Origin of the sequence: Dactylosporangium sp. NPDC006015 (assembly GCF_040614215.1) — a bacterium.
Lineage (GTDB): Bacteria > Actinomycetota > Actinomycetes > Mycobacteriales > Micromonosporaceae > Dactylosporangium > Dactylosporangium maewongense.
In genome coordinates this window covers 133,344-149,557 of the sequence record NZ_JBEXUD010000015.1, presented here as the reverse complement: position 1 = coordinate 149,557, position 16,214 = coordinate 133,344, and the positions used below count along the sequence as shown (strand labels likewise).

The following is a 16,214-nucleotide window of genomic DNA, read 5'->3' as shown; positions in this document are numbered from 1 at the left end:
GCATGCGTTGGGCGGCCCCATGTCTTGTTCGCCCATCGTTGGTCTTCTCACGTCTTGAGGTATCACCGTGTCCTTGGATGCCCGCATCCAGCAGTCCGTCGTCGTCAACCTCTCCAACCGCCCCGCACCCGTGTGGGTCGGGCCGTTCGTGATCGGGGTCGACCCGACGACGGCGAGCCCGAGCATCAACTACGCCACCCCGCGCCCTGACGCCCCGATCACCGCCGGCGACGTCGCCGACCTGGTCGCGGCGTTCCGGGCCGCCGACCGCACGCCCCGGTTGGAGTACGTCACCGGCTGCGCCCCGTCGCTGGAAGGGCTGCTGCTCGCCGCCGGTTTCGTGGTCGAGGCGCGGCACACGTACCTGTGCTGCCGCCCGTCGACGCTGCGGACGCCTGCCGTGCCCGACCCGTACCAGCTGCGGACACCGGACACCGACGAGCTGCTCGCGGCGCTGATCGGTGCGCAGAACGCCGCCTTCGGCGCGGAGCCCGTCGCGTCCCCGGCGGACGTGGCCCGGGTCCGCCGCCTGCAGGCCGCCGGTGGCGTCGCCGTCATGGCCGTCACCGGCGACGAGTGCGCGGGCGGCGGCCAGGCGGTCCCACCCGCCGACGGGGTGAGCGAGGTCGCCGGGATCGCCGTGTGTACCCCGCACCGCCGCCGCGGCCTCGCCGGTGCCATCACCGCCGACGTGACGGCCCGCCTCTTCGCGTCCGGTGTGGACCTCGCCTGGCTCGAGGCCTCCGGCGAGGACTCCTGGCGCGTCTACACCCGCGTCGGCTACGAGCGCGCCGGCGAACGGCTGTACATGACGATGACCTGATCGCAGCCCAGCGGCGGTCCTGGCCTGCGCCGGGGCCGCCGCCCGTCAGGGGTTGGTGGCGAACCGTTCGGGGCGGACCAGGACGGCGACGCGCCGGTCCTCCAGCATCGCCCGGTCGTACTCGTCGAGGTCGGGGTGGACGCCACCGGCGGCGTGGTAGACGTCGCGCAGCAACAGCCTGAGCGGCTCGGCGCCGGCCTCGGGCCCGACGACCTCGGCGGTCCCGGCCACCGAGATCCACTCCCAGCCGGCACGGAAGACGAGCGTCGCCCGCGGGTGACCGGCCAGGTTTCGAAGCTTGGCGGTGTCACCACGGGAAACCAGCGCGACGACCGGCTCACCGGTGGCCGGGTGCGGCAGGACGCCGGCGTTGACGACCGACGTCGACGGCTCACCGTCCGGCCTGATCGTCACCAGCACGGCCAGCCAGTGCTCCCGCCCGGCCAGCTCCGTCACCCGCCGCAGCCCCGCCTCGATCGTCGTCATGCCGCCACCCTATCCACCGCCGCCGGCTCAGGCGTCCGCATCGTAGGCGTGCAGGCCGAGCAGCACACCGGCCGGATCGGTGATGTAGCAGCCGTGACCGAGACCCGGCAGGGTGAACGGCTCGACCACGACCGTGCCCCCGTTGGCGCGGACCACCTCGAGGGTCTTCGGCAGGTCGTCGACCCGGATCACCGGCACCGTGCGCGGCTGCCCGTCCCGGGAGGCGAGCAACCCCGTGTCGACCCCGGCCCCGTCCCCGTGCGGCGCGACGAGGTAGTCGGCCGCGGCGAACGGCTGCGCCCGCCACCCGAACGCCACTTCCATGAACGCGTTCGTGGCGGCGAGGTCCGGGCTGTTGATCTCGACGTAGGTAACGGGCTGGGTCATGTGGGCTCCTCGGGTCGCAGTGCTGGTGCGCGCGCGTGCCGGCCGGCCAACTCCCGGGCCCAGCCGCCGATCGTGTCGAGCGGCCCGGTCAGCAACTCGTGCCACCGGTGCCGCCCACGCGTCTCGGCCCGCACCAGCCCGGCGTCGATCAGCACCCGCAGGTGCTGCGACACCGCCGGCCGGCTGACCGGAAACAGGTCGGCCAGTTGCCCGGTCGTCGCCGGCCCCAGCGCCAGCCGCACGTGGTCGCAGGCGATGCCCCGGTCCTGGTCCACAACTGCACTCCCAGCACGTGGACGCCTGATGCGAATTACTCGCCCGACGCTGTTAAGCGAGGGCGCGGCAAACCGGGCGTACTAGAACACTTCGCAGGAAGTTCATAAAACCGTAGATGCGATTGAGGGTGGGGCCATCTCTCAGCGGATTTCCAAGGGGTTGCCTGACTCGTACAAGCTTCGTGACAGCACGCCTCGAGCCTATGAGGTATGGGTAGGGGCCACTGTGTACACTGGTGTGGGAGGGCCTGGCGCACTCACGCGAGTGCTGATGAACTCCGATGAGTCCGTTGGCTACATTCTTCACCACAACTACAATCAGGTATTTCCATATCCATGGGCAAACTTGCCTGGCGCACTTACGGGGCAGTGATCCAGCAGTGATCAGCTCTACTGTTAAGAGGGATCTCGCGGCTGCGGGGCTGCTTGTCACCGAGAGGGCCGACGAGCAGCCCGAGGGGTTGATTCCCCCGATCGTTGTAGCTCAGGCTGCAAGTTGTCCGCCTGGCGATCGCCGCACTGATGTCGTTCTGGACCGTGGGGATCCACAGCTGACGCAGAAGGCCAACGCTGGTTGGCATCAGCTTTCTTCTGAAGCTGGCCTCTTCTCGGAGGGGGATGGTCGATTCTTGCTCGGCCTGCCTGGGGAAGAAGAAGGCATCTCTTCCTGGATCCAGGTCAGGCTTGAGGAGTCCTGGGATATTGCAGGTAGAGGTGCCGCGAGTTTGCTCGGAAGTGGGGCGGGTCGCCCGGAATTCGTCGCTCTGTCTTTGGATGGATCTGTAATCTCGTGCGGCACAACAGGGCAATGCTCTGTTGAGCTGTTGGTTGTCAAGCAGCCGGAGTGCTCACACGTACTTCGACGGTTCGCCGAGTCGCTGACCTCCGCCAGCTATGCTGACCCGCGCGACCGGCTGGCATCACGTCAGTGGCTTGATGCGCATCCTGTTGATGAATAGTCCTTGGTTGTCTGGTGCCTGATTGTCGCTATTTGGGTGCGGGCCTCTCGGTTCGAGGCGCTACTTCAAAGGCGACATGGCGATTACGCAAGGTGGTGTGGCGCCGCTGTACTGCCGCGCATGCGGCGGCCACGGCACCCGTCCCGATGCCCACGGCCGGATGTGGTGCCGGGGATGTTCGGGTACCGGGCGGCGTCATGGCGTCGATCTGTCCGGGCTCGCCGGTGAGGCATGCGAACGCGTGGTGGAGCCGCACGGAAGTGTGCACGCCACGTCCATCTGAAACGAGGCAGACGCGCGCACCTTTGGTAAGGGGGTGTCGGGACCGGCGGCAGGGGTCATCTCGGCCGCCGGCCTCGGACCCTTAGGCGGTGGGGGTGGTGGTGCAGGCCCAGTCCTGCTGGCCGGGCGGAGAGTACGGCGAGACGCCCGAAGCGTTGGACGAGCGGACCTTGAAGCACATGTACGTGCCGGGGGCGAGGCCGTCCCAGGTCAGTGACGTCGAGTTGGCGCCGGTGGTGCGGGACCTGCTGCCGTCGATGACGGTGAAGCCGGTCTCGTCGGAGGAATTGTCCGTCCACTGTAGACGGATGACGGTCGGGCCGGTCGGGGTGGCGGTCAGGTTCGAGGGCGCGGCGGGGCCCTGGCCGGCGAGGCTGGTGGCGCAGACCCAGTCCTGCTGGCCGGCCGGGTGGTAGGCGGACGGGCCCGCGGCGTTGAACGCGCGCACCTTGAAGCACATGTACGTGTCCGGGGCCAGGCCGTCCCAGTCGAGGGCGGTCGCGTTGGCGGCGGTGTCGCGGGAGGCGGCGCCGTTGAGGACGCTGAAGCCGGTCTCGTTGCTGGAGGCGTCCGTCCAGCGGAGGCGGATCGTGGTGCTGCTGATCGGGGTCGCTGTCAGCTTCGACGGCACTGCGGGTGCACCGGCGACCGAGACCCTGCTGGGCGGTGGCGACGGCGGGGTGGGGACCGCCGTCGACGGGCCGCGGGTGGCGGACGCGGCCGGGGAGCCGGGGGCTCCGGTGAGGCCGGCGGCGCCGCCGGCGGTGGCCGGACCCGGCTCGGTGGTGCCGGCGGCGTGCGCGGGGGTCTGAGGGTCGCCGCCGGGCAGCAGCGCGACGGTGGCGGCGGCCGCGGCCAGCAGCAGCACCGCACCGGCGGCGGCCACGATGACCCGTCGGCGGCCGCGGCCGGGTGCGGCGGTCAGGGGCCGGGTCGGCTCCGCGGTCAGCGCCTCCCGCGCGGCGGCGGCGAGGGCGGCACCCGAGGGCCACCGGTCCGCGGGGTTCTTGGCCATCGCCCGCGCGACCACCGAGCGGACCGCGGGCGGCACGTCAGACGGCAGGGGCGGCGGCTCGTCGTGGGCGTGGCGCAGCGCGATCTGCAGCATGCTCTCGCCGGTGAACGGCAGGTCGCCCGCGAGGCAGCGGTACGCGACGACGCCGAGGGAGTAGATGTCCGACTGGGCGGTCGCCGGCTCGCCGGCCGCGCGTTCCGGCGCGATGTACGACGCGGTGCCCAGCAGCAGCCCCATCGACGTCTCGTGGGTGCTGGTGGCGGAGCGGGCGATGCCGAAGTCGGTGAGGACGGTGCTGCCGTCGGGGCGGATCAGCAGGTTCGCGGGCTTGACGTCGCGGTGCGTCACGCCCTTCTCGTGGGCCGCGTGCAGCGCGAGCGCGGCCTCGGCGACCAGCCGCATCGTGGTCTCGGCGGACAGGCGCGGCGAGCGGTCCAGGGTGCGGGCCAGGGACTCGCCTTCGATGTACTTCATGACCAGGTACACGCTGGCGGTGGGGTCGTCGCCGAAGTCGTACACGTCGACGACGCCGGGGTGGCTGATCGTGGCCATGGTGCGCGCCTCGGTCCGGAACCGGTCGATGAACGACGGGTCGCCGGTGGGTGCCCGCAGCAGCTTGACCGCGACCGTGCGGCCGAGCACGCGGTCGTGCCCCTGCCACACGTCGCCCATGCCGCCGGAGGCGATGTGCTGCCCGATCTCGTAGCGCCCCGCCAGTACCGTGCCCGAACCTGTCATCCGTGTCACCCACCCCTCCGTACGCAGGCGATCGTAATGGCTGTGTGCGTTGACACATCGCCAGGGATCTTTCCGGACGGGGGTGCCCGGCGCATGATCAGCGCATGGCGTTACAGGCCCGGGCGAGGCGAATCGCCGCTGCGTTGGTCATCCTGCCCCTGCTGCTCGGCTGCGGCTGCTGCGAGGGGCCGGCCGTGGTCTTCGACGAGATCTTCGGCGGGAACCGGGCCGCGTTCACCGAGCAGGACGTGATCGGCGACTGGTCCAGCGACTGCGACGGCACGATCAGCATCCGCGCCGACGGCACCGCCACCGTCAAGCAGCTGCCGTACCGTGAGGACTCCGACGGCGTCGAGACCAAGGCAGACGGCGAGTTCACGTGGAAGATCGTCGCCGCGACCAAGGACCACGATCAAGAGGTGGAGTTCGCGAACAAGGGCGACTTGGAGTTCAGCGCCCACGCGGAGCGGACCTGGGGCGACTTCGAGGATCTCGAGTACTACCTGACCCGGCCGAGCGACCCGATCTACTGCGTGCTGAGCAAGCAGTAGCGTCAGGCGGGCTGGTCGCCGGGCACGTCGGTGATGAAGCCGACCTGCGGCGGCGCCTGGTCGCGGCACACGGCGGGCGAGACCGGCACGGACGTCGTGCCGCCCGCCAGCCCGACGCGGAACGTGCCGGGAGCCCCGGTGCAGGACGTCGCGGTGTACGTGACGCGGGTGCTGTCCGGTGTCCACGCGGGTGCGGTCCCGGTGCGGTCGCTCACCTGGTGCTTGCCCGCGCCGTTGACGCGCATCACCCAGACGGTGTTGTTGTGCACGTACGCGATGCGCTTGCCGTCGGGGGAGAGGCTCGGCTGCGAGTTGACCTCGTCCTCGGTGAGGCGGACCGTCTTGCCGTGGTCGACGGTGTAGATGACGCCGGCGCTGGCGTAGACGGTGGCCGTGGTGCCGGCGTGCGCGGGGGAGGACGCGAGAAGGCTGCCCAGCCCGGCAGCGGCGGCGAGTCCGACGAGCGTGATCGTGGTGCGGTTCATCCGTGGCCTCCTGTGGTGCGTCGCTTCCCTGTGACGCAGTGACCATCGGCGCAACCGCGCTGCACCTGAACGGTTCCCGCCCGAAAACCGGTGTGACGATCAGGGCGTCACACGGAACATCTCCAGCGCCAGACGGTTCGGGCCCGCGCCGCGGGTCGTGGCGACCCAGTCGTCGCCGAGCCCGGCGAGCCAGCTGCCGAACCGGCCGCGGTCCTCGCCGGAGCGCGCCGCGTACACCCGCACGAACGGCTTCTCGCCGACCGCGCCCTGCACGGCGACGAGCCCCGCGGTGAGCGCGCAGTCCCAGCTCGCCGACAGCCCCGGCAGGCCGCTGTCCGGCGCCTTCCAGCGCACCGCTCCGGTCTGGAAGTCCAGCAGCCGGAAGCCGCCCTCGTCGGCGGTGTCACGCACCAGCAGCGTCGTGCCGTCGCTCTCCAGCGGCACGCCCCGCTCGTCGGAGCGCCAGACGGTGCGGCCGGTCGCGAGGTCGTACACCTGGACGGCGTCGTCGGCGGTCGTGGCCGCGATCCTCGTGCCGGCGCCGATGAGGACCGCCCCCGCGTGGCGGTCGCCGAACGCCCGCTGGCACTCGCCGCCGCGTTCGCGTCCGCTGTAGACGGCACCGGAGGTCGTCTTTTTCCCGGTGTCGCCACTGTACGAGGTGACGGCGACCGTGCAGTTCGGGTCGCCACCGGGCGGGTCGTGGTCCGTGGTGACGATCAGGTCCCCTGCGGCGAGCGCGAACCAGCCCCGCTCCCGCGGTACAGACGCCGCCGACGCCACACCGGTCGCCGGGTCGAGCAGGGTCAGGCCGCCTTGGGGTGCCCCGGTGAGCAGCAGCCGCGGACCGGCCTGCGGCGCGAACGGCCCCCGCCGCCCGATCGTGTCGGCGCCCACGTTGCCGGTCGCCTTCGGCAGCCGCCACAGCTCCCGCCCGTCGCGCATGCCGAGCGCCACCAGCGTGCACACCACCCCACCGGCCGGGCAGTCTCCACTGTAGACAGCGTCGGCGTAGACGACGGGCCGCCACAGCGACGGCGGCGTGCCCCAGACCGGAGTCCCGGTCGCGGCGTCGAGCACGAACACGCGATGGGTCAGCGCCGCCGCGTCCGCCTCCTGAAGGACGACCCGGTCGCCCGCGACGACGGCCACGTGGGCGGCCTTGTCCCGCCGCCACAGCTCTCGCCCGGTCTGCCTGTCCAGCCCGAGCAGCGTCTGGTCGCCGATGACGACCGCGAGGTCCCCGACGACCGCCACGTCCTGCGCCCCGGTCTCGACCTGCACCGTCCACAACGGACGCGGCCCGGGGTCGGGCGTCTCGCCGTGGCCGCAGGCAGCCGTCGCCAGGATGATGCCGATCGTGCCCGCGACAGCCCACCGCATGCACCTCACCGTAGTCCGTGGCGCGACAATTGCCACATGACCGGCGACGACCTGGTGCGGGCGGGCGGGGTGTTCGAGGACGACGCCCTCATCGCCCGCGTGAACGACGCGCTGCGGGGCATGTGGTCGCGGGTCGACGCGGTGCCCCGCGACGACCCGTTCTGGTCGCGGACCAACCACCGGACCACGTGGTTCAAGGTGCACGACCACGCCCGCGCGTGCCTCGACCGCGACCCGTCGGACGCGGAGGCCCGGCTCGCGCTGGTCGGGCTCGCGATGCGGGCCGGCGCGTTCGACGGCCTCGACCTGCTCGCCGAGGACGCCACGGCGCGCGACGGCGCGGTGCACGACCTGATCGCGGTCACCGAGTGGGTGTGGCTGCAGGTCGGCGTGGACCCCGGCCCGACGCTGGAGCGGGCGCTGCTGATGGTCGGCGGTCCGGCGCTGCGGCGGCTGTCGGCGTCCGGCATGCGCGCGGCGGCGGCCGGTCTCGCGTTCCTCGACGGAGCGTCGTTCGCCGAGGCGATCGGGCGCGATCGGTGGCAGCTGCTGCTGTACGCGCTGGTGGACCCGTCGTTCGACGAGCGGGCGCGGGAGTGCCTGCGCGACGATGCGTCGGCCGTCGGCGACCTGATGGACGCGGCGCGGTGGTGGGCGACCTACCGCGACACCGACGTCACCGGACGCCTTCGGGAACTGCTCGTGAACGCGGCGCCGGGGTCTGCTACGTCGGGGCGGACGGCAGGTACCGGCGGACCTCCGTCGCCACGATGACGGCGCCGGCGCCGGCGCGGGTTCGGGGTCGCCGCCGGTGCACGCGCCGGTCGCCAGGCCGAGCATGACCGCCACCGCCAGCCGCGTGTTCGGCCGCGCCGTGGCGAGGTCAGTGGACGCCGGACAGCAGGCGGCGGATCGTGGGGGTGAGGGCGGCGAGGACGGCGCCGAAGAGCAGGGCGGTGGCGCCGAGCGCTCCGAAGTACCAGGTCTCGTGCGCCTCGTCGTAGTAGCGGGCGAGGACCCCGGACATGGCGGTGCCGAGCGCCACGGACAGGAAGAACAGCGCGACGGTCTGGGTGCGGAACGCCACCGGCGCGACCTTGGTGGACAGCGACAGCCCGACCGGCGACAGCAGCAGCTCCGCGATCGTGAACACCAGCAGGATCCCGGCGAGGGCGAGCAGCGGCGCGCTGTTGGGCCCGCCGCCGGCGAGCGGCAGGAACAGCAGGAACGCCAGCCCCATCACGGCGGTGCCGGCGGCGAACTTGGCCGGGGTCGACGGCTGCCGGTCGCCGAGCCGCGTCCAGAGTGCCGCGAACGCGCCGGACAGCACGATGATGAACACCGGGTTGATCGCCTGGACCCACGAGACGGGCATCTCCCACCCGAGGATCGTGCGGTCCAGCCGCCGGTCGGAGTAGATCGTCACGACGGTGAACTGCTGCTGGTAGAGCGACCAGAACACCGCGCTGGCCAGGAACATCGGGATGAACCCGAGCATGCGGCGGCGCTCGACGGCGGTGACGGCGCGGCTGGTGAGGATGACGACGAAGTAGGTGGCCGCGGCGACGGCGCTGACGACCACGACGGCCGTCGCGAGCCGGTCCGCCGGCAGCAGCCCGCTGACCACGACGGCCCCGACCGCGGCCAGCCCCGCGACGGCGACCGCGGCGACGAGCCACCGCCGTGCGGCGGGCAGCGGGTTGGGCACCTCGCGCGCGGTGTCCTTCAGGTCGCGCCGTCCCATGGTGTACTGGACGAGCCCCACCGCCATGCCCGCGGCCGCCAGCCCGAAGCCGTAGTGGAAGCCGACGTTCTCCTGCAGCAGCCCCGTCAGCAGCGGCCCGGCCAGCGCGCCCAGGTTGACGCCCAGGTAGAACAGCGAGAACCCGGCGTCCCGGCGCGGGTCGTCCGCGGCGTACAGCGACCCCACCAGCGACGTCGCGTTGGCCTTCACCCCACCCGAGCCGACCGCGATCAGCACCAGGCCCACGCTCACCCCGGCCAGCCCCGGGATCAGGGCGAGGGCGAGGTGCCCGGCCATGACGAGCACGGCGCTGCCGAACAGGACCCGTTCCGGCCCGAACAACCGGTCCGACGCCCACCCGCCGAGGATGGTGGACAGGTAGACGGCGCCGCCGTACGCGCCGACGATGCTGGTGGCGGTCGCCCGGTCGATGCCGAGCCCGCCGTCGGCCGCCGAGTAGTACAGGTAGATGAGCAGGATGCCCTGCATGCCGTAGAACGAGAACCGCTCCCACAGCTCGACCCCGAACAGGTTCGCGAGCACCCGCGGCTGCCCGAAGAACGTGCGCTCCCTGGTGCCCCCCACCGTCATACCGCGTACGCCTACCCGCGCCCACCCCGTCCAACCACCCCTGGCGGGTGAGTATCGACGGCCGTGAAAGCTACGCGGGCTCAGACCCCGAACGGCGGGGCGTAGGCGATCGTGCCGGAGGGGACCTCGACCCCGTCCCGCAGCGCCATCGCCATCAGCGCCTCGTCGGGCACGTCGAACGGGGCGCGGATGCCGAACTGCGACGCCCGGCCGAACCCGAACCGCGGGTAGTACTCCGCGTGCCCCAGAACAACGACGGTCTGCTCGCCCATGGCGCGCGCCGCGTCGAGCGCCGCCCGGATCGCCGCCGAGCCCGCTCCCTGCCGCTGCACCCGAGGCAGGACCGAGCACGGCGCGAGGGCGAGCGCCGGCTTCCCGCCGATGTGGCACCGGGTCAGCAGCGCATACCCGACCGCTTCACCGTCCTCCCCGGCCGCGACGACGGACAGGCCGTCGATCCAGGCCGGGTCCGCGCGCAGCGCGTCGACGAGGTCGGCCTCCTCCGCCGTCGGGAACGCGGCCAGGTTGACCGCCCGCACGGCCGGCTCGTCGGCCGCGGTCTCGACCCTGGTCACCCACCTCGTCACGCCCGCCATCCTATCGACGCCAGCCGTGCCGCGACCGGTACTCAAGCGCGGTTGAGTACCGCGACGGATGGCCTGTGCCGTTCGAGCCGCGAAGCTGGTCGGCATGGGGAAGCGGCACGCGCTCGTGGTCGGGCAGCTCGCCGGGGTCTGGCTGCTGGGCTCGGCCGGGCTGCCCGCCGCGGTCGGGGTCGTGGTCGCCGCCGCGTTCGCCCACAGCCCGGCAGGCCTCGTCGGGGGCGGCATCGTGGTCGCCGGCGTCTTCCTGCTCGTGCTGTGGCTGATCGTGAGAGCGACCGCGGCGGCGTCGGTGCTCGGCGGGACGACCGGGCGGCAGGTGTGGTGGGTGCTGCTCGTGCTGGGGTTCGGTGTGGCGCTGTGGGGGTTCGGATGGGCGCTGACCGACGAGGCCGGGCTCGGCGTGAGCCGCGACGGTGCGCTCACCCAGCTGTGCAGCGGCATCCCGTTCGCCCTGGTCGCCGGTGTACTGCTGCGCGGCTGGCCGGCCCGGCTGACCGCGGCCGGGACCCTGGTGGCGCTCGTCGCGGCCGGACTCGTCGCCCTGGCCCGGTCCTCGCCGGCCCTTCCGCCCGCCGCTGAGCTGCCCCACGATCCGCCGTACGTCGTCAGCGTCCCCGGCTACCGTCCCACCGACCCCTCGTTCGGCGGGGTCGTCGGCACCCGGACGTTCACGCCCACCGACCCCGCGGCGATCCCGCAGCCGCGCTGGATCACCGTCCTCGCGTACGCCCGGCAGTACGCGGTGACCGATCCCAGCCCGTGCGGCGAGACCGCGTACGACTCGAGCCTCCGGATCGCCGAGTGCACTGCCGAGCCGGACGGCTGGGTCTACCGCCGCGGCGTCGCGGAGCACGGCTACCAGGTCACCTCCGGCCAGTCGCTCGTCGTGGTGGCCGGCCCGCTCGTCGTGGACCGCCAGGTGCTGCGCGCCGCCGCCGCGACGGTCCACCCGGCGTCCCCGGCGGAGCTGACCGCGCTCAGCTCCGAGGGCGAGGAGGGCGTCTTCTTCGCGTCGTCGCCCGGCTACATCCCACGCAAGCAGGGCATCCCGCCCGGCGTCCGGCTCGAACCCGCCGACCCCGCCGCCTCACCGCAGAGCGTCGTGATCGACGTCTTCGCCGACCTGTCGGAGAACACCTGCGGCGCGGCCACCTGCACCGCGGAGCCCGGCGGCCTGCTCTACCGCCGCACCGACGACACGCACGGCTACGTGATCGCGCGCGGCCACGTCCACGTGTACGCCATGGGCGGCCTCAGGGTCGACAAGGCCCTGCTGCGCCAGGCCGTCCTCGACGCCCGCCCCGCGACCGAGGAGGAGCTGCGCCGCTCCCTGCCCCCGCCACCCCCGCAACCCAGGAACGCCATGTCCCGCCTCCGCGACTGGCTCCGCGGCTGATCCCGTCATCGGGAAGCCGACCGGGCGGCGCGGTCCGACCGCTGTCGTCACGCTGTCGCCGCTCACGGACGCCGGCGCCGGGTCCGCCACTGGTGCACGGCGAGGACCGCGGCGGCCTCGACGGTCCAGGCGGCGAGGACCATGGCGGCGTCGCGGGCGTCGGTGTGCTGGTCGACGGTGCTCCGCGCGACCTCGCCGAGCCAGTACGTCGGCAGCGCCTTCGCCACGTCGACCAGCCAGCCCGGGAACAGCGCCAGGGGCACGAGCAGCCCGCCGAGCAGCGCGCCGACGGTGAGCGCCCCGCCGGCGACGACGGGCTGGTCGCGGGCCGCGACGAGCTGGCCGAGCACCAGCCCCAGCAGGGCGAACGGCAGCGTCGCCAGCCAGATCCCGGCGACGATCCGGGTCCACGCGCCCGCGGCCAGGTCGACCTGGTCGACGAACCGGGCGAGCAGGCACACCACCGCGATCGGCGTGGCCGACACCAGCACCGCGGTGAGCGCCTTCGCGGTCAGGTACGCACCCGGGGTCAGCGGCGTGAGGCTGAGCTGCCGCTGCCAGCCGCCGGCGCGCTCCAGCGCGATCCGCGCGGTCGGCAGGGTCGCGGCGATGTACGCGCCGAGCGCGGCCAGGGTCGGCACCAGGTAGGCGTCGCCGTCGAACGGCACGGCCAGCCGGTAGCCGAGGAACAGCACCGCCGGCAGCGCGACGGCCAGCAGCAGGTAGCGGCGGCAGCGCAGGGCCCGCCGGGTCTCCAGCGCGAGATATCCGAGCATGCGGTCCCCCTACGCGATCGCGGCGGCCGGCAGCGCGACGACCCGGTCGAAGACGGCATCGGGCAGGGACCGGGCGGTGACCAGGACGGCCGTGCCGCGCCGGCCGAGGACGCGCAGCGACTCGTGGAAGCCCTCGAACGCGGGCGGCTCGTCGAGCACCACGACGTCCGGGCAGCCGGCGAGCGCCAGCGCGTACCGGACCTGCCGCCGCTCGCCGGGGGACAGCGTCCCGCAGCGGCGCCCGGCGAGGGCCCGCACGCCGGCGAGGTCCAGCGCCTCGGTTACAGGCCTGGAGGACCGGTGCAGCGCGGCGATCATCGCGACCGTCTCGTGCACGCCGCAGTCGTCGAGCAGGGTGCCGTGCTGCAGCATCGCGCCGACCCGCCCGGCGCGGACCGCGTCGCGCGGCGCCCGGCCGTGGATGCTCACCTCGCCGGCGTCCGGGCCGGTCAGGCCGAGGACGATCTCGACCAGTGCGGACTTGCCGGCGCCGGGCGGGCCGAGCACCGCGACCAGCGCGCCGGGTGGCACCGACAGGTCGAACCCCGCGACGACGTGCCGCTTGACGAGCCCGCTGATCCGGATGGCGTACACGGCGATCTCCCTCGAATCGAACCGTCCGACCTCGACGATCCGATGCTGCGGGCGCCGCTTATCGGGGCGGCATCGCGCGCTTATCCCGCGTCGAGCTCCGCCAGCCGGGACCGCACCTGCGCCTCCAGCCGGGGTGACCGGACGACCCGCAGCAGCTCCAGCGCCGCCCGCAGCTCGGCCGCGGCGAGCCCGGGGTCGCCGGCCGCCGTCGCCAGCTCGGCGCGCGCCACCAGCACCCGCGCCTCCACGATGCGGTCGCCGGCCTCCCGCGCCAGCCGGAGCGCCTCCCGCAGCGCCGCACCGGCGCCGGCGAGGTCGCCCATCCGGACGGCCGCCTGGCCGGTGCCGTGCAGCGCGTACGCCTCGCCGACCCCGTCGCCGAGCGACCGCACGACGGTGAGGGTCTGCGCGAAGACGTACGCCGCGGCCTGCGGCTCCCCGGCCTGCAGGTGCAGCTGGCCGAGCCGGTACAGCACCTGCGCCTCGACCCGGCGGCTGCCGGCGCGGCGGGTGTCGTCGAGGGCCTCCGGCAGGATCGCCCGGGCGGCCTCGATGTCGCCGAGCTCGAGCTTGATGTGGGCGAGGCCGTGCAGCACGTATGCGGCGGCGGCCGGATCCCCGATCCGGCGGAACGTGTCGAGGGCCCGCGTGTAGCGGTCGGTGGCCTCGTCCTGCCGGCCGAAGACCCGGTCGATGAAGGCGACGTGGCCCTCGACCAGCGCCACCCCCTGGTCGTGGCCGACCTGGTCGAACAGCGCACAGGCCGTGTCGAAGGACTCCAGGGCGTCGTCGAAGCGCTGCTCGAACATGAGCAGCGAGCCGACCGAGTACCGCATCGCCGCCTGCCCCCGCACGTCGCCGGCCGCGGTGGCCGCCTCCAGGGCGACCCGGTGCGTCTCGCGCCAGTCGCCGAGGTAGTTGCGGGACTCGAACAGGGTGACCGCGGTCATCGCCAGCCCCCAGCCGTGCTCGACGAGACCGGCCCGGGCCGCGTGCCGCACCGCCGCGACGATGACCGGACGTTCGCGCTCGAACCATTCCAGCGGCGGGCTGGTCCGCACCGGCAGCGGGAACAGCGACGCGGGCGAGCGCACCCGTAGGAAGTCGCCGCCGTACATGGCGATGTGCGCCTCACCGGCGAGGAACAGCAGCGCACCCAGGTAGCGCTCCAGTGCCCCGGTCTCGCCGTCGTCCGGGGTGAGCCGCTCGCGGGCGAAGACCCGGATCAGGTCGTGCAGCCGGTACTGTGTGGCCTCCCCGCGGCTCGACCCGCCGGTCTCGACCAGCTGCGCGTCGGCGAGCTCGTCGAGGAGGTCCTGCGCGTCCGGCAGCGGCATGTCGAGCAGCGCCGCCGCGGTCCACCCGGAGAAGTGCGGGACGTCCGGGACCGTCAGCAGGCGCAGCAGCCGCTGGGCGTCGCGGCCGAGATGGTCGTACGTGAGGGCGATGCTGGCCCGCACGCCCATCCCGCTGTGCGCGAGCTCGTCGAGGCGGCGGGTCTCGACCGCGAGCCGGCGCAGCAGCTGGTCCACGCTCCAATGTGGACGGGCGGCGAGCCGGGCGCCGGCGATCCGCAGCGCCAGCGGCAGGTGCCCGCACAGCTCGGCGAGCTCGGCCGTCGAGTCCGACTCGGCCTCGATCCGGTCGGCGCCGACGACCCGGGACAGCAGTTGCACCGAGTGGGCGGCGTCGAACACGTCGATGTCCACGTGCACCGCGCCCGGCAGCCCGGCGAGCCGCCCGCGGCTGGTGACCATCACCGCCGACCGCGACGAGCCCGGCACCAGCGGGCGGACCTGGCTCTCGCTGCTGGCGTTGTCGAGCACGACGAGCATCCGCCGGTTGGACAGCAGCGCGCGGTAGCGCTCCGCGCACTCGTCCAGCGTCGTCGGGATCTGCGTGCCGGGCACGCCCAGCGCCCGCAGGAACCGTTCGAGCACCTGCATCGCGCTGACCTGCTCGCTGTGCCGGCCGTGCAGGTCGGCGAAGAGCTGGCCGTCGGGGTAGCGGGCGGCGAGCCGGTGCGCGGCGTGCACCGCGAGGGTGGTCTTGCCGACGCCGGGCTTGCCGGGCATCACCACGACCGGCACCGCGAAGCGGGACGCGTCCTGCGCGGCGAGGGTCAGCTGCCGCTCGATCGCGTCGAGCTGGGTGCTGCGGCCGGTGAAGTCGGCGATGTCCGTCGGCAGCAGGTGCGGCGCCGCCGGTGCCGGCGCGACCGCCGCCCGCTCCGGCAGGGCCAGCCGCGGGTCGTCGGTCAGGATCGCGTGCTCGAGCCGGCGCAGCTCCTCCCCGGGCTCCAGGCCCAGCTCGTCGGCGAAGTACCGCCGGGCCGCCCGATACGTCTCGAGGGCCTCCGGAGCGCGCCCTGACCGGTGCAGCGCCAGCATCAGCTGCCCGCGCAGCCTCGTGCGCAGCGGCTGCTCCGCGACCTGGCTCGCGAGCTCGTCGACCAGCTCCCGGTGCCGGCCGAGGCCGAGCTCCAGCTCCACGCACTCCTCGACCGCGGTGTATCTGCGGTCGGTGAGCCGCGCCGCGGCGGACTGGATGAGCCGGCTGTCGATGCCGTCGAACGCGGGGCCGCGCCACAGCGCCGCCGCCGCCCGGTAGCCCGCGACGGCCTCTGTGGCGCGGTTCACGGAGCGTGCCTGCCGCGCCTGGCGCAGCTCCTCCTCGAACCGCCACAGGTCCAGCTCGCCGTCGCCGATGCGCAGCCGGTACCCCTGTGCCTGCGTCACGATCGCGTCAGGGTCACCGTGCGTAGCGAGCAGGCGCCGCAGCGCTGACACGCAGATCTGCACCTGCACCCGTGCCGTCGACGGCGGCTCCTCGCCGTAGAGCGCCTCGACGAGCCGCTCGAGCCGCACGGCCTTGTCGGCGTCCAGCAGCAACGCGGCCAGCACCGTGCGCTGCCGCTGGCTGCCGAGGTCGAGGCGCTCCCCGTCGGCGGCCAGGACCTCGAGCGCGCCGAGCGCGAGATACCGCATGCACACTCCCCGATGATCGGGTCAACGGTACCGGAGGCGGCGGCAACCGTCGGTAGCCGCGGGTGCTGACTTCCGGCGGCATCTCGGGTACTGTCCGCGTGGCATTCTGCACCCGCCCCCGCTCGCGGCCGGTTCGC

At 73.4% G+C, this 16,214-nt stretch carries 16 protein-coding genes; 5 read left to right on the top strand and 11 right to left on the bottom strand.

Features of this window, described 5'->3' with window-relative positions:
* Nucleotides 1-67 precede the first annotated feature (67 nt).
* Nucleotides 68-823 (top strand): GNAT family N-acetyltransferase, encoded by a 756-nt coding sequence (locus ABZ321_RS26790; RefSeq protein ID WP_354895977.1) that lies wholly within the window; start codon nt 68-70, stop codon nt 821-823.
* A 45-nt stretch (nt 824-868) separates the two neighbouring features.
* On the opposite strand, the gene ABZ321_RS26785 is transcribed toward ABZ321_RS26790, so the two are convergent.
* Genes ABZ321_RS26785 through ABZ321_RS26775 form a run of 3 tightly spaced genes read right to left on the bottom strand, consistent with a single transcriptional unit; the run spans nt 869 to nt 1,971 of the window.
* On the bottom strand, nt 869-1,309 hold the full coding sequence (locus ABZ321_RS26785) for a TIGR03618 family F420-dependent PPOX class oxidoreductase (RefSeq protein ID WP_354895974.1): 441 nt from the start codon (nt 1,307-1,309) through the stop codon (nt 869-871).
* Between the two features lie 27 nt (nt 1,310-1,336).
* Entirely contained in the window at nt 1,337-1,696 is a 360-nt protein-coding gene (locus ABZ321_RS26780; protein ID WP_354895971.1) for a VOC family protein, read from the bottom strand.
* The gene (locus ABZ321_RS26775) at nt 1,693-1,971 is read right to left on the bottom strand and encodes an ArsR family transcriptional regulator (RefSeq protein WP_354895968.1); all 279 of its coding nucleotides are present in this window, start codon (nt 1,969-1,971) and stop codon (nt 1,693-1,695) included. Before ABZ321_RS26775 ends, ABZ321_RS26780 begins: the two co-directional genes overlap by 4 nt.
* 290 nt (nt 1,972-2,261) lie before the next feature.
* Here ABZ321_RS26775 and ABZ321_RS26770 point away from each other — a divergent pair, with 290 nt between their 5' ends.
* Entirely contained in the window at nt 2,262-2,930 is a 669-nt protein-coding gene (locus ABZ321_RS26770) for a hypothetical protein (protein WP_354895965.1), read from the top strand.
* 364 nt (nt 2,931-3,294) lie between these two features.
* On the opposite strand, the gene ABZ321_RS26765 is transcribed toward ABZ321_RS26770, so the two are convergent.
* Nucleotides 3,295-4,965: a protein kinase gene (locus tag ABZ321_RS26765; RefSeq protein ID WP_354896117.1), complete on the bottom strand. Its 1,671-nt coding sequence runs from the start codon at nt 4,963-4,965 to the stop codon at nt 3,295-3,297.
* A gap of 104 nt (nt 4,966-5,069) precedes the next feature.
* Between ABZ321_RS26765 and ABZ321_RS26760 the strand changes: the two genes are divergently transcribed.
* Nucleotides 5,070-5,516, top strand: a complete 447-nt coding sequence (locus ABZ321_RS26760) for a hypothetical protein (protein WP_354895962.1) — start codon at nt 5,070-5,072, stop codon at nt 5,514-5,516.
* A gap of 2 nt (nt 5,517-5,518) precedes the next feature.
* Here the strand turns inward: ABZ321_RS26760 and ABZ321_RS26755 are convergent, their stop codons facing one another.
* The gene (locus ABZ321_RS26755; protein ID WP_354895959.1) at nt 5,519-6,001 is read right to left on the bottom strand and encodes a DPP IV N-terminal domain-containing protein; all 483 of its coding nucleotides are present in this window, start codon (nt 5,999-6,001) and stop codon (nt 5,519-5,521) included.
* A 99-nt stretch (nt 6,002-6,100) separates the two neighbouring features.
* The gene (locus tag ABZ321_RS26750; protein ID WP_354895956.1) at nt 6,101-7,384 is read right to left on the bottom strand and encodes a PQQ-binding-like beta-propeller repeat protein; all 1,284 of its coding nucleotides are present in this window, start codon (nt 7,382-7,384) and stop codon (nt 6,101-6,103) included.
* A 36-nt stretch (nt 7,385-7,420) separates the two neighbouring features.
* Between ABZ321_RS26750 and ABZ321_RS26745 the strand changes: the two genes are divergently transcribed.
* The gene (locus tag ABZ321_RS26745; RefSeq protein ID WP_354895953.1) at nt 7,421-8,158 is read left to right on the top strand and encodes a hypothetical protein; all 738 of its coding nucleotides are present in this window, start codon (nt 7,421-7,423) and stop codon (nt 8,156-8,158) included.
* A 109-nt stretch (nt 8,159-8,267) separates the two neighbouring features.
* Here ABZ321_RS26745 and ABZ321_RS26740 read toward each other — a convergent pair whose 3' ends face one another.
* Nucleotides 8,268-9,719 (bottom strand): peptide MFS transporter, encoded by a 1,452-nt coding sequence (locus tag ABZ321_RS26740; protein WP_354895950.1) that lies wholly within the window; start codon nt 9,717-9,719, stop codon nt 8,268-8,270.
* Nucleotides 9,720-9,799: 80 nt separating this feature from the next.
* Nucleotides 9,800-10,306 carry an N-acetyltransferase gene (locus ABZ321_RS26735; RefSeq protein WP_354895947.1) on the bottom strand — a complete coding sequence of 169 codons (507 nt, stop codon included), beginning with the start codon at nt 10,304-10,306 and terminating at the stop codon, nt 9,800-9,802.
* A 103-nt stretch (nt 10,307-10,409) separates the two neighbouring features.
* Between ABZ321_RS26735 and ABZ321_RS26730 the strand changes: the two genes are divergently transcribed.
* Nucleotides 10,410-11,720, top strand: a complete 1,311-nt coding sequence (locus ABZ321_RS26730; protein WP_354895944.1) for a hypothetical protein — start codon at nt 10,410-10,412, stop codon at nt 11,718-11,720.
* Between the two features lie 62 nt (nt 11,721-11,782).
* On the opposite strand, the gene ABZ321_RS26725 is transcribed toward ABZ321_RS26730, so the two are convergent.
* From ABZ321_RS26725 to ABZ321_RS26715, 3 genes are all read right to left on the bottom strand, one after another.
* A complete protein-coding gene (locus ABZ321_RS26725; RefSeq protein ID WP_354895941.1) occupies nt 11,783-12,496 on the bottom strand; it encodes an ABC transporter permease in 714 nt (237 codons plus the stop codon).
* A gap of 9 nt (nt 12,497-12,505) precedes the next feature.
* On the bottom strand, nt 12,506-13,090 hold the full coding sequence (locus ABZ321_RS26720) for an ATP-binding cassette domain-containing protein (RefSeq protein ID WP_354895938.1): 585 nt from the start codon (nt 13,088-13,090) through the stop codon (nt 12,506-12,508).
* Between the two features lie 80 nt (nt 13,091-13,170).
* Complete coding sequence (locus ABZ321_RS26715; protein WP_354895935.1) at nt 13,171-16,077, bottom strand: BTAD domain-containing putative transcriptional regulator; 2,907 nt, start codon at nt 16,075-16,077, stop codon at nt 13,171-13,173.
* Between the last annotated feature and the right edge of the window lie 137 nt (nt 16,078-16,214).